We start from the raw sequence: 12,738 nt of genomic DNA on the forward strand, positions 1-12,738 counted from the left end.
AATCAGCGTTATAACTTATTTATATAATCCTACTTTTTCGATAGGAATAATACTATATATTTTTATATTTGACGGATCAATTATTAAAATCATGAAACGTACCTCACTGTTCACAATTATTCCTGCTCTGATTTTATCGGGCATTCACCCGGTTTATGCGCTTAAAAAGAAAACCTTATCCGGAGATGTGGTTATTCAATGGAACCAGGTTAGTTTAAAAGCGGCGAAAATCGCCAAACAAAACACTAACGAAGCCAGCCGTACTGTAGCAATAGAAGCAATTGCCGTTTATGATGCTGTAAATTCAATCAAGGGCATCGGCAAACCTTATCATTACTTTGTAAAGCCAGGCGGCGGCGCATCAGCAGTAGCCGCGGCAGCACAGGCTGCGCACGATGTGCTGGTTAACTATTTCCCCGCGCAAAAAGCCCAGCTCGATTCCGTTTTAACGGTAAGTTTACAAGGGGCTACCGACGGCCCGGTTGATAAGGGCCAAAAAGTAGGCGCGGCTGCGGCTGCCGACATCATAGCCCTGCGTGCAAATGATGGGGCGGCACCAAACGTCACTTATCCCGGGCCTGCAAAACCAGGAATAGGGGAGTACCGGCCAACCCCATCCGGCTTTTTACCGGGTATTAACCAGCAATGGGGAAAGATAAAGCCGTTTTTATTAACAAGCGGCGATCAGTTCAGGCCGGCAGCGCCGCCAGCGCCGGGAACAGACGACTTTAAAAAAGCATTAGCGGAAGTGGCCGATATCGGGTCAGCGAAAAGCACAACACGTACTGTTGATCAAACCCATATAGCGCAGTTTTATAAGCAGGATGCCGAATTAACAGTAAATGAGGCCGCCAGGATCCTCGCCAAACAACATGGATCATCATTGGAAGAAAGCGCGCTTGTCTTCCTGTTGACCGATCTGGCAGAAGCTGATGCGCGGATCGCACTTTTCGACGCTAAATATAACTACCTGTTCTGGCGGCCCGTAACAGCGTTGAATGCGGATGCTGATGGCTTGGTTACCAATAACTATGCTACCTGGCTGCCCTTATTAACAACCCCGCCGCACCCATCATATCCATGCGGACACTGCGGTACAGTGGCGGCAGGTTTTGAAGTGCTTAAAAAGTTTTATGGCGACAAAAATACCATCGAACTGCATACCACAACGGCGGGCGAACCCTCACGGGTAATCGGGTCGCTAACAGAGGGCGAACAGGAGAATGACCTGAGTAGATTATACGGCGGAATTCATTATCGTTTTGATATAGATGCCGCCCAACAACTGGGGCTTAAAATAGCAGCATACGTGCTGGCAAATGGCCCCAAAGCCAATAAATAGTTCATTGATTAAATAAGTTTTGTTGATTTTTTTAAGGGGCGCGGTATTCCGCGCCCTTTTTTTATAATTCGATGGCGGCTCCCTGTTCGGGGAATATGAGGTTGATTTTAAAGCTGTTCTCCGCCTTTAGCTCAACTTTTATTTTTTCTATATTATCCTGGGGCGGTTTTACATGGGTGATAATCAAATTAAATCCGTTTAACGCTTGATTTCCTGTTAATGAGGCCAGATCGACCATCTCTTTCATCAGCCAGCGGGGCGTAAGGTGCCCAAACAAGGTTTTATCCGGCTGTTCATCCGGGAATGACGTTTCGATCATGATTCCCTTGAGCTTTTTACTTTTAACCAGCGGAGCGATGGCCTGCCAGAGGCTTTGCAGGTTATTGCTTTTCTCCACCTCATCTGGCCCGGTGTCGCCAAGGTATAACAGGTAAGCGTCGTTACTCCTGATCAAAAATGCCGCACTGGTTAAATTGGAATGACTTAAGGGGAACGCCTGCACCGTCATTGTGGTGTTTTGAATTGCCGTAATGCTATCTGGTTTCAGCACCTGGTAGTGGTACTTGTTCAATGCAGGTTTATCGCCTTCATTGGCAAAATTGGCCCAGCTTTCCCAGCTAAAATAATGCGTTTTTATCGTTTCAATGCAGTTGGCCAACGCATAAATATTTTTAGCGGTATCATCCGGAGAGTTAATGATGAGGCCCGAAATGTGATCAAGGTGTGCATGAGAAATGAAATATCCTTTAATATATCTCCGCAACACCTGTTCAGCCGGGATGGAAAATACTTTTTTGGCGATAGCTTTATCGATACCATAGTGCAGTGTGCCGGCATCCAGGCAAATATAATTATCAGTACCCCCGGCGCCAACCATATAGGCTGATAAGTTGCTTTCATCAATTCCACCTTTTACCCCGAGCGGCACGATTTTAAAGTTTTGTGAGAAAACCCGGAAGGAGTAGCTAAGGATAAAAAAAAATATTAAAAACTGACCAATTTTGGGACAATATTTCATCTGCCAAAAATAAAAACTAATTACACATTAAAACAAACCGGGCCTGTTTTCTATTGTCACTTAACAATATGATAATATTATTAACATCATAAGCTCACACGTGTATATTACTTTTATAATCAACAATAAATAAGTTTGTTATGAAATTTATCATGAACATTACAAAGCTTTTTAAAGCCTTCCGTGAAAGAATGATCCTCAGGAGCATGCGCTCGTCATTCATTCACTAATTTAATTGGTAATAATTTTGTTTTATAAAATTGTAATATACAATTTGGGCTTCTGTTAACACAATTTAATGGAACCTGGTATTCGGCATTCGCATTTTAATAAAAAACTTTTTGGAGATAATTTTGCCTGGGGCGTTTCAACTGCCGCATTCCAGGTAGAAGGTGCTCATGATGCCCATGGCAAAGGCGAATCCATTTGGGATGTTTTTACGGGTAAAAAGGACAAGATCCTGGATGGCCATCATGCGCAAATAGCCTGCGACTTCTATAATCAATATGAAAATGATATTGATCTCATCAAACAATTAAATATTCCCAATTTCAGGTTCTCTATTTCATGGACAAGGATTTTGCCCAACGGTACCGGAGCTACTAACCAGGAGGGAATAGCCTATTACAACCGCGTTATTGATTACTGCCTGCAAAAAGGTATTGAACCATGGGTGACACTTTATCATTGGGACCTGCCGCATGAACTGGAGCTAAAGGGCGGCTGGACGAATCGCGATATCGTTGATTGGTTTACCGCCTATGTAAAAATATGCGCGGAGCATTTTGGCGACAGGGTTAAATATTGGATGATCATGAACGAGCCTGCTGTATTTACCGGTGCAGGGTATTTTTTGGGTATTCACGCTCCGGGGCGCACAGGTTTAAAAAGTTTCTTGCCGGCCATTCACCATACGGTTTTAAGTATAGCGGCAGGGGCGAATGCCTTACGTGCCATACTTCCGTCAGCCCAGATCGGGACAACATTTTCCTGTTCATTTATCGAACCATATTCCGGTAAAGCAAGAGATATTAATGCCGCAAAACGTGTGGACGCGATCATCAACAGGCTGTTTATTGAACCTGTTTTAGGGCTGGGGTACCCTATTGATGATGCTCCGATTTTAAAAAATATAAAGAAATATTTTCTTCCGGGGGATGAGGAACAGTTAAGCTTTGACTTTGATTTTATAGGGATACAGAATTATACAAGGGAGATAGTTAAATATTCAGTTTTTACACCTTACATAAGCGCTTCGCTGGTAAAAGCGGAAAACAGAAAGGTGCCCTTAACCCAAATGAAATGGGAAGTGTACCCGCCGGCTATTTACCAGATGATAAAAAAATTTAACGCCTATCCCGGGATAAAAAAATTGCTGATCACCGAGAATGGCGCCGCCTTTCCTGATGTAGTTGCTGACGGTAAAATTAATGATGTATTACGTATTGAATACCTGGAAACCCACCTGGCACAGGTGTTAAAAGCAAAGAGCGATGGCTATAAGGCAGACGGGTATTTTGTTTGGACTTTGACGGATAATTTTGAATGGGCTGAAGGTTACCACCCTCGTTTTGGACTGATTTATGTGGACTTTGATACGCAGCAACGTATAGTTAAGTCATCAGGACATTGGTATGCTCGGTTTTTAAAGGGGTAGTTTTGCCCGGAGCGGGTTTCGGCAGGTTGATGAAAAATGTTGTTCCTTCACCTGGTTTACTTTCAAACCATATTTTTCCGCCATGGCTTTCAATAATTTGCTTACAGATAGAAAGGCCGAGCCCAAACGATTTTTCGCCGGCTGTTCCTGATCGTTTGGCTTCGGTAAACATGTTAAATATCATAGGCTTCATCTTGTCAGGAATGCCAATTCCGTGATCCCTGATAGCAATTTCAACATCCTTTTCGAGGTCGCCTGCGCGTATGTATATGACACTGTTTTTACGGCTGAACTTTATCGCGTTGCTAATCAGGTTGCTGATTACCCGCCATATCTTTTCGCGGTTTATGAATATCTCTTCCGGGTTTTTAAGTAATTCCAGTTCAATATGCTGTTCTTTTTCAGCGGCTTTAAAACGAAGCAGTTCAACGCTTTTTGACAGCAGGGAATTTATGTCAACTAATTCTTTTTTAAACTTTGTTGTCCCGTTATCGGTAACTTCGAGTATCTCATTGATCAGTTCGAGCGAATTATTTGAAGTTTCTTTGATCAGGCTGATCAACTCCTTTTGTTCGGGCGTAAAGTCATCATCTTCCATCGCCAGCGTTAGCGATGCGATACCTCCTATAGGGTTTCGGAGGTCATGTGCTACTGTGCGTAAAATACGGTCTTTTTCAAGGCTGCTGCCTTTAAGGTCCTCTAATGTTTTTTCAAGGTTAGCCTTTTGCAGGTTTACCTGCTTGTTTAAATCGTTTACTATTTCCACATCATGTTTCGACCGCCGCCAATTCCTGAAAACAAGGAAAATGATCATAAAAGCCATCAATACACAAACGATTGCGGCGTAAAGCAAAGCCCCCTGGATCTTATTATTATTTTTAAGATTGTCTATCTGGTACTGTTTCTCGAAGTTGGCAAGTTGCTCGTTTACGTTGCTTTCTTTCAGCAAATTCAGCTTCCTGGTATTTGAATCATTTAGATTTGTATAGGTTTGCAGGTATGCAAGGGATTTGGGGAAATCATTCTTACGCTGATAGTATTTACTCATCAGCCGGTTCCATTCGGCTTTAGCTTCGTCATTTTTAACGCTATCAAACTGCATCTGAAGAGCCTTTAACAATGGAAACAGCTCATCCATCTGATTATGATCGAAATAAAGCTGGGCCAATTTAATTTCAGCCAACTCGGCATCACTGTTGTCATTTCCTTTTTGAAGATTTATAGCAATGCTTTTTCGAAGCAGGTCCGTAGCTTCTTTATTTCTGCCCTGCAATATCAGTACTTCGGCTTTATTTCCGTATATAACCCCTTTGGCAACCTCTATCAATCCTATCCTGTTCTTAAACCGGTCAGTATTTTTAGTAATATAATCGAGCGCTTTATCAAAATACAAATCTGCACTGTCAGGTTCGTTATTGTGCTTAAAACTTAAGCCAATATTATCCAGTACTTCCTGCTGACGGTAAAAATCGGCGAATGGATCATTCGTTGGTGTACACAATTTATAACTCTCCTTAAAATATCCGGCGGCCAGTTTATAATGACCCATTTTATACAGGATCATGCCCATGCGATAAGAGTAGTCTGACAGCGCCCTGTTATCAAGATTGTTTTTGCCCACCCTGAAGCCTTCAAAATAATGATGATAAGCTTTGTCGAATTGCTGCATAGAAAAACAGGCATCGCCGATAGCCATGTTGGCTTCAACATAATTGGATACGTATTGCTTTTGGGTAACGCTTTTATTTGCCAGCATCAGCATAGTGTCGGCGTATAGCAGCGCCTTTTTAGCGTCTCCTTTTGTTTTCTTCCAATAAACATAATGAAAACTTAAAGCGCGGAACTTATCATCTATGTTTGGTGAAGAGATCCGGCTCATGCATGAATCAAGGTACCGGAGCCCCTGTTCAGTCCTGTTGGTGGTAAATTCAGCGGTAACTTTATCAAACACAGGCTTAAAAGCGTCAGAATAACCTGATGCTTCTTTTTTTGTATTCCGGCACGAAAAAATAAGAGGTAAAAACAGGAAAAAAAGCATCCCACGTACGCCAAAATTATGGCGACTGAAAAAATCAGGGAAGGCATTTATTTTAAGCATAAAACGGTCTTTCAACTTCGTTCAATAAGCCTTTTACGAAAAAAAATAATATTTGTTTTAACAGGCAAATTTATTTAAAAGCATCTTCGCCGGTGATGTCCATACCCGTAATAAGGAGATGAATATCATGCGTCCCCTCGTAGGTTATCACCGATTCAAGATTCATCATATGGCGCATTATAGGATATTCACCGGTTATACCCATGCCACCCAGCATCTGCCTGGCTTCACGCGCGATATGAATAGCAACGTCAACACTATTACGTTTTCCCATTGATATTTGAGCCGGAGTGGCCCTGTTTTCATTTTTTAACTGGCCAAGCCTCCAAACAAGCAACTGCCCTTTGGTAATTTCGGTGATCATTTCGGCCAGTTTCTTTTGCTGTAACTGAAACCCGGCAATTGGTTTGCCAAATTGTTTCCGTTCTTTGGTGTATCTTAAAGCGGTATCGTAACAATCCATCGCCGCACCGAGCGCTCCCCAGGCAATACCGTAGCGGGCCTGGTTAAGGCAGCCGAGCGGCCCTTTAAGCCCGGAAGCATTGGGCAGCAGGTTTTCTTTAGGAACCTTAACGTTATCAAAAACCAGTTCGCCGGTAGCCGACGCCCTTAATGACCATTTGCCATGTGTTTCGGGTGTGGTAAAACCTTCCATACCGCGTTCAACGATCAGGCCGCGGATCTTCCCGTTCTCATCTTTCGCCCATACTACAGCAATATCTGCAAAAGGCGAATTGGAGATCCACATTTTAGCACCGTTAAGCAGGTAATGGTCGCCTTTGTCTTTAAAATTTGTTTCCATACCTCCCGGATCAGAACCATGATCTGGTTCTGTTAAACCGAAACAGCCCATTAATTCGCCGGTAGCCAGTTTGGGCAGGTATTTTATCCTTTGCTCCTCTGAACCATAAGCGTATATCGGGTACATTACCAGTGAACCCTGTACAGAAGCCGTCGACCTAATGCCGGAATCACCACGTTCAATTTCCTGCATAATAATGCCGTAGGACATATAGTCCAGGCCCGCGCCGCCATATTCAACCGGAATAGTTGGACCGAACGCACCGATCTCACCCAGACCTTTTATCAGGTGTTTTGGAAAAGCTGCCCTCTGAGAATAATCTTCAATAACAGGACTTACTTCTTTTTTAACCCAGTCCCTCACAGACGCACGTATCAATTTATGTTCATCGGTTAAAAGTTCGTCAATCAGGTAGTAATCGGGCGATTCAAAAAGATCTTTTTTGGACATAGTGTATTGAATTGGTGCGCAAAGATAGGATTTTTGATTTCGGATTTTTCGCAGTTGTATGTTTTTTTAGTGCTCAAGATGGCTGCTCCGTTTCGGAATTTCGATTTCGGAATTTTAAATGTCGTTTTTTTAATGACGACACCAGTCGTTCAAAATAAACTAAATTCGAAATCGAAATTCCGAAATCCGAAGTAGGGATATTCCGAAATCAAAAACTACATTTGAACCATGATAACCATTGCCATACAGGGTGCCGAGTTTTTTGCGTTCCATGGTTTTTATGCTGAAGAGCAAAAACTGGGAACTAAATTTATTGTGGATGTTGAAGTGAATTTTATGCCATTGAATGACATAAGAGCTGACAAAATAAGTAATACGGTAGATTATGAGAAGGTTTATAACATGATTGCGGAACAAATGAAACATACGCGTAAACTCATCGAAACCGTTGCACAGTCAATTGCGGATGATATAAAACATCATTATCCCTTTGTTGACAGCATCCGTGTTTCTATGAAAAAATTAAACCCTCCCCTCGGCGGTAAAGTGGATTATTCAGCTATAACCATTATTCTTTGATCAGGACAAAGCAAATATGATTTACAATAAAATCACTTCCGGTATCCTTTCTTCCATCAAATTAATTGTTGGTGATGACGCCGTTATTACCAGCCATACCGATCTTGAAAAATACAGCCACGATGAAACAGAAGACCTGCATTATTACCCGGAAGTTGTTGTAAAGCCAAAAACACCCCAGGAAATAGCGGCACTGATGCGGCTTTGTAATGAAAACCTGATCCCTGTAACGCCAAGAGGAGCAGGGACCGGCTTAAGTGGCGGTGCGTTAGCCGTTATGGGCGGTTTATTGATCTCAATGGAACGCTTTAATAAGGTGTTGGGTATAGATGAGCAAAACCTGCAGGCAACTGTTGAGCCCGGTGTGGTAACTGAAGAGTTTATGAACCAGGTTGCCGCAAAAGGATTACTTTACCCCGTTGACCCGGCGAGTAAGGGAAGTTGTTTTATCGGGGGTAATGTTTCGCATGGCTCTGGCGGCCCCAGGGTGGTGAAGTACGGTACCATCAGGGAGTATATCCTTAACCTGGAGGTGGTGCTGCCATCAGGCGATATTATCTGGACAGGTGCCAATACCTTAAAATATGCTTCCGGCTATAATTTAACCCAGTTGATGATCGGCGCTGAAGGCACGCTGGGCATTATAACCAAAATTGTAGTTAAGTTGATTCCCGGGCCAACGCACGACGCTTTGCTTTTGGCTTCCTTCAGTACAAATGAGAATGCCTGTTCGGCTGTTTCAGCAATCTTCAGGGCCGGCATTGTTCCGTCTGCGCTGGAGTTTATGGAACGGAGAGGGGTGGAATGGGTAAAAGAACATGACGGTATCGCCTTTGACCTGAAGGATGAGATAGAAGCATTTTTGTTGATTGAAGTTGACGGCACCAACCAGGATGTTATCTTCGCGGACTGCGAAAAAATAAACGAGGTACTGGAAGAGTTTGATTGTAAAGACGTATTATTTGCCGACACATCGGCTCAAAAAGAAGAGCTTTGGCGCATGCGCCGGACGATGGCGGTATCGGTGAAATCAAATTCAATTTATAAAGAGGAAGATACCGTGGTGCCGCGTGCCAGCTTGCCGCAATTGATTAAAGGAATAAAAGAAATAGGAAATAAATACGGCTTTGAATCAATATGTTATGGACATGCAGGCGATGGGAATGTGCATACCAATATCATTAAAGGCCTGATGAGCGATGATGATTGGAACAACAAGTTAAAAGATGGAATTCGTGAAATTTTTGAACTAACAGTTTCCCTTGGTGGCACCATCTCCGGCGAGCACGGCATTGGCATGGTTCAAAAAGATTATATGTCCATTAAATTTGCAGAAGTTCATTTTGAAATATGGCGGGGCATCAAAAAGGTTTTTGATAAAAACGGCATCTTAAACCCGGGGAAGATATTTTAATTGGTTGATTGGGTTGGATTAAGTTGATTAATTGATCGGTTGTACGGGAAATCATCCGATATTTGATTTAAAAGTATTAAATTTAAAATTCACTAATTCAATAATTGAACACCTTGCTCCATATTTCTGACGCCGACCTCATTAAAGTGGGGCTGGCGGTTTTATGCGGCGGGCTGCTTGGGCTCGAACGTCAATACAAAAATAAAATCGCTGGTTTCCGCACCATTATCCTGATCTGTCTTGGTTCAACCTTGTTTACGATCGTTGCGCAAACGTCAGGCAATTTGGCTGCTATGAATATCGTAACCGGCGTAGGTTTTATTGGCGCCGGGGTTATTTTTAAGGACAATGTAGGCATTAGCGGCTTAACCACTGCGGCGGTAATATGGGTATCCGCTGGCATCGGGATGGTGATCGGTTCTGAACACTATATTTTAGGCGTAGTTTCGACTATCGTAGTTTTGATGGTATTGGTGACCTTTAGCTTACTGGAAGGATATATCGACAAAATTCACCGCGACAAATTATTTGTGATCGAATTCACCAATGGAGATTTTGAAAATGTCGAACATATCCGGAAGCTGATTGCCGCCAACGGTTTAAAGTTTAATACAGTCAACATTTCCAAAAAAGACGGCTGCCTGCAAGCCGCAATCTGGGTGACTGGCCATAAAATGGACCTGTCAAAGCTGGCTGAGATTCTTTTACAAATGCCGGAGATCAAGTCGTTTTAATTTTTTGAACGCATGAAGAAAACATATTCGTTCGGTGCCCTGTTGCTCATCTTATTGAGCTTTAATTTGTCATTTGCTCAATCCAAACTAAACGGGATTACCTCCCATTTTGATATTATAGTTTATGGTGGCACAGCTTCGGGTGTAATTGCTGCGTATACCGCCAAACAAATGGGTAAATCGGTATTGCTGATCGAACCCGGTGAGCGCATTGGCGGCTTAACCACTGGTGGGTTAGGTTATACAGATATCGGCAACAAGTACGCTATTAAAGGGTTATCACTCGATTTTTACAGAAAGATTGGCCAACATTACGGCGCTTTTGAGCAATGGATTTTTGAGCCGCACGTTGCCGAAAATATCCTCCTTGCCTACTTAAAAAAAGCTGGTGTGCTTGTTTTATATGATCACCGGGTATCATCTGCCAACAAAATAAACGGCAAGGTCACTTCAATCTCTCTTGAAAATTCCCTTCGCCCTTCCAAAAAAACGAACAAAACCATTGGCGGTAAAGAATTCATCGATTGCAGTTACGAAGGCGACCTGATGGCTAAAGCAGGCGTATCTTATACGGTAGGCCGCGAAGACAATAAGCAGTATAATGAAACCTATAACGGCGTTCAACTAAGGGAAAAGCACCAGTTTCCAGATGGTATCGATCCCTATAAAATTCCAGGAAAGCCGGAAAGCGGCCTGCTTTGGGGCATCAGTAATAGTACTTTATTGCCTGATGGTACCGGGAACAAAATGGTTCAAACCTATAATATCAGGGTTTGTTTAAGTAAAGATCCAGCTAATAGCATCCAGATTACCCAACCTGATGACTACAAGCCCGAACGCTACGAATTATTGCTCCGCCTGATGGAGAAAAAGCCCATTAAGCATATCGAGGACATTATGACGACCAGCGAGATGCCCAATCATAAAACGGATATTAATAATAATGGGCCATTTTCAACAGACCTGATTGGCGCGAGCTGGAAATATCCCGAAGCAAATTATCAGGAAAGGGGTGCCATTTTTAAATCGCATGCAAACTACACCAAAGGCTTTTTTTATTTTGTGGGACACGATCCCCGTATTCCCTTAAACCTTCGGAACGAAATGCTGCAATATGGTTATCCAAAAGATGAATATCAAAATTCCGGTCATTTTACCACCCAAATGTATGTGCGTGAAGCAAAGCGGATGCTTGGAGAATACGTGATGACCCAGGCCAATTGCCAGGGCCGGGAAACAGTAAACGATGGTATTGCCCTGGCTGCCTATACCATGGATTCGCATAACGCAGAGCGGTTGGTGGTAAACGGGATGGTAAAAAATGAAGGCGATGTGCAAATAGGAGGGTTCGGGCCATATCCAATCTCCTATCGCAGCCTGGTTCCCAAAAAGGAGGAGTGCAGCAATTTATTGGTACCGGTTTGTTTATCAGCCTCGCATATTGCCTACGGTTCCATCAGGATGGAGCCGGTGTTTATGATGTTGGGACAGTCCGCAGCTGTCGCGGCCTGCATGGCAATTGACAAAAACTGCCCGGTACAACTGGTAGATGTGCAAAAACTGCAATCCGAACTAAAAAACAACCCGCTTGCGGACGGCAGTACGCCCGAAATATTGGTAGATGATAACGATACAACAGCGGTCGCCGTAAAAGGCGACTGGAAACGAATGCCCAACTTTGAAGGCTGTTATGGCCCATCCCTGCTTGAAAATGCATTGCCAAAGGCCGGCGACCTGGTAAAATTTACCCCATCAATAAAAAAAGAAGGGAATTATAAGCTTTATGTTTATGTGGTTAAATCCAACGGAAACTCAAGCAAAATCACCCTGCTAATCAGCAATGGAAAAACAGCAGCTGAAAAGAAGATCGACCTTAACCACCTTGATGTAAAGGGCCAAACAGAAGGGGAATGGGTCCCCTTGGGACAATATCATTTCGAAGAAGGAAATATTGGATTTGCCGAAATTATATGCAAAGATCAAGGCGCACCGATGTTAGCTGATGCAATATTATTCGTCCCGTCGGGAATTGGTGAGTAGAGTTGATTACGTGAATGTTTTTTGAGAGATTTTACAACGCTTTATATCAATAAAACAAGCTAATCAACCTATTTAATTCGTATTCAAAATCAGGCCAGGTTCATCATATTCAATCATCTTTTGTCTTTCGATGGCAGGGATAGGGATTGACTTATTTGCCTTATAATCATAACTTACACAAACCGTTTTTCCGGTAGTGCATATTTCATGACCGTTAGGGGTTATTTTAACCAAAATATGCATTACATCAAAACTGCTGTTGCCAATACGGGTAGTGCGGATATAACATTCAACTTCATCGTGAAGCAAAATAGGTTTTAAATAATTGACCTCCGAACGGCCCACTATTACCCCTTTTTCGCTCATATCCCACTGAACTATATCCCGCCAGTACTTAATGCGAGCCTCTTCAAAATATGTTAAATAAACCGCGTTATTCACATGTCCCACTGCGTCGATATCCGAAAAACGGATAGCAATGGGGGTTTTATATTTGTAATCTGATAGTTTTTCAGCCATTATGAGCCATTTTGTCGTTATAAAAAAATATCAACGGACATTCTGTCTGTAATATTGCCCGTTTTAAGCATTGGTACAACACTTG

Annotated in this window: 10 protein-coding genes; 6 read left to right on the forward strand and 4 right to left on the reverse strand. The window is 42.7% G+C overall.

What is annotated here, in order from left to right; all coding sequences use genetic code 11:
* Positions 1 to 91 precede the first annotated feature (91 nt).
* Complete coding sequence (locus MgSA37_RS13105; RefSeq protein ID WP_096352494.1) at positions 92 to 1,342, forward strand: vanadium-dependent haloperoxidase; 1,251 nt, start codon at positions 92 to 94, stop codon at positions 1,340 to 1,342.
* A 61-nt stretch (positions 1,343 to 1,403) separates the two neighbouring features.
* Here MgSA37_RS13105 and MgSA37_RS13110 read toward each other — a convergent pair whose 3' ends face one another.
* Complete coding sequence (locus MgSA37_RS13110; protein WP_232010856.1) at positions 1,404 to 2,270, reverse strand: MBL fold metallo-hydrolase; 867 nt, start codon at positions 2,268 to 2,270, stop codon at positions 1,404 to 1,406.
* 388 nt (positions 2,271 to 2,658) lie between these two features.
* Here MgSA37_RS13110 and MgSA37_RS13115 point away from each other — a divergent pair, with 388 nt between their 5' ends.
* Positions 2,659 to 4,017 carry a GH1 family beta-glucosidase gene (locus MgSA37_RS13115; RefSeq protein WP_096352496.1) on the forward strand — a complete coding sequence of 453 codons (1,359 nt, stop codon included), beginning with the start codon at positions 2,659 to 2,661 and terminating at the stop codon, positions 4,015 to 4,017.
* Here MgSA37_RS13115 and MgSA37_RS13120 read toward each other — a convergent pair.
* Both MgSA37_RS13120 and MgSA37_RS13125 read right to left on the reverse strand, forming a co-directional pair.
* Positions 3,974 to 6,115 carry a tetratricopeptide repeat-containing sensor histidine kinase gene (locus MgSA37_RS13120; RefSeq protein ID WP_096352497.1) on the reverse strand — a complete coding sequence of 714 codons (2,142 nt, stop codon included), beginning with the start codon at positions 6,113 to 6,115 and terminating at the stop codon, positions 3,974 to 3,976. The genes MgSA37_RS13115 and MgSA37_RS13120 overlap by 44 nt on opposite strands.
* A 70-nt stretch (positions 6,116 to 6,185) precedes the next feature.
* Positions 6,186 to 7,367: an acyl-CoA dehydrogenase family protein gene (locus MgSA37_RS13125; protein WP_096352498.1), complete on the reverse strand. Its 1,182-nt coding sequence runs from the start codon at positions 7,365 to 7,367 to the stop codon at positions 6,186 to 6,188.
* A 228-nt stretch (positions 7,368 to 7,595) separates the two neighbouring features.
* Between MgSA37_RS13125 and folB the strand changes: the two genes are divergently transcribed.
* The 4 genes from folB (at position 7,596) to MgSA37_RS13145 (ending at position 12,134) form a co-directional block, all read left to right on the forward strand.
* Entirely contained in the window at positions 7,596 to 7,946 is a 351-nt protein-coding gene (gene folB, locus MgSA37_RS13130) for a dihydroneopterin aldolase (protein ID WP_096352499.1), read from the forward strand.
* A 16-nt stretch (positions 7,947 to 7,962) separates the two neighbouring features.
* Positions 7,963 to 9,360 (forward strand): FAD-binding oxidoreductase, encoded by a 1,398-nt coding sequence (locus tag MgSA37_RS13135; RefSeq protein WP_096352501.1) that lies wholly within the window; start codon positions 7,963 to 7,965, stop codon positions 9,358 to 9,360.
* 113 nt (positions 9,361 to 9,473) lie between these two features.
* Complete coding sequence (locus MgSA37_RS13140; protein WP_172885322.1) at positions 9,474 to 10,094, forward strand: MgtC/SapB family protein; 621 nt, start codon at positions 9,474 to 9,476, stop codon at positions 10,092 to 10,094.
* Positions 10,095 to 10,106: 12 nt separating this feature from the next.
* Positions 10,107 to 12,134, forward strand: a complete 2,028-nt coding sequence (locus MgSA37_RS13145; RefSeq protein ID WP_096352504.1) for an FAD-dependent oxidoreductase — start codon at positions 10,107 to 10,109, stop codon at positions 12,132 to 12,134.
* Between the two features lie 72 nt (positions 12,135 to 12,206).
* Here the strand turns inward: MgSA37_RS13145 and MgSA37_RS13150 are convergent, their stop codons facing one another.
* A complete protein-coding gene (locus tag MgSA37_RS13150; protein ID WP_096352505.1) occupies positions 12,207 to 12,653 on the reverse strand; it encodes an acyl-CoA thioesterase in 447 nt (148 codons plus the stop codon).
* Between the last annotated feature and the right edge of the window lie 85 nt (positions 12,654 to 12,738).

It is taken from the genome of Mucilaginibacter gotjawali, assembly GCF_002355435.1.
GTDB classification, from domain to species: domain Bacteria; phylum Bacteroidota; class Bacteroidia; order Sphingobacteriales; family Sphingobacteriaceae; genus Mucilaginibacter; species Mucilaginibacter gotjawali.

Bases quoted from the DNA above. Each gene is read 5' to 3' on its own strand.
- MgSA37_RS13105 (WP_096352494.1), top strand. From the start codon at position 92: ATGAAACGTACCTCACTGTTCACAATTATTCCTGCTCTGATTTTATCG.
- MgSA37_RS13115 (WP_096352496.1), top strand. From the start codon at position 2,659: ATGGAACCTGGTATTCGGCATTCGCATTTTAATAAAAAACTTTTTGGA.
- MgSA37_RS13120 (WP_096352497.1), bottom strand. From the start codon at position 6,115: ATGCTTAAAATAAATGCCTTCCCTGATTTTTTCAGTCGCCATAATTTT.
- MgSA37_RS13125 (WP_096352498.1), bottom strand. From the start codon at position 7,367: ATGTCCAAAAAAGATCTTTTTGAATCGCCCGATTACTACCTGATTGAC.
- folB (WP_096352499.1), top strand. From the start codon at position 7,596: ATGATAACCATTGCCATACAGGGTGCCGAGTTTTTTGCGTTCCATGGT.
- MgSA37_RS13135 (WP_096352501.1), top strand. From the start codon at position 7,963: ATGATTTACAATAAAATCACTTCCGGTATCCTTTCTTCCATCAAATTA.
- MgSA37_RS13145 (WP_096352504.1), top strand. From the start codon at position 10,107: ATGAAGAAAACATATTCGTTCGGTGCCCTGTTGCTCATCTTATTGAGC.
- MgSA37_RS13150 (WP_096352505.1), bottom strand. From the start codon at position 12,653: ATGGCTGAAAAACTATCAGATTACAAATATAAAACCCCCATTGCTATC.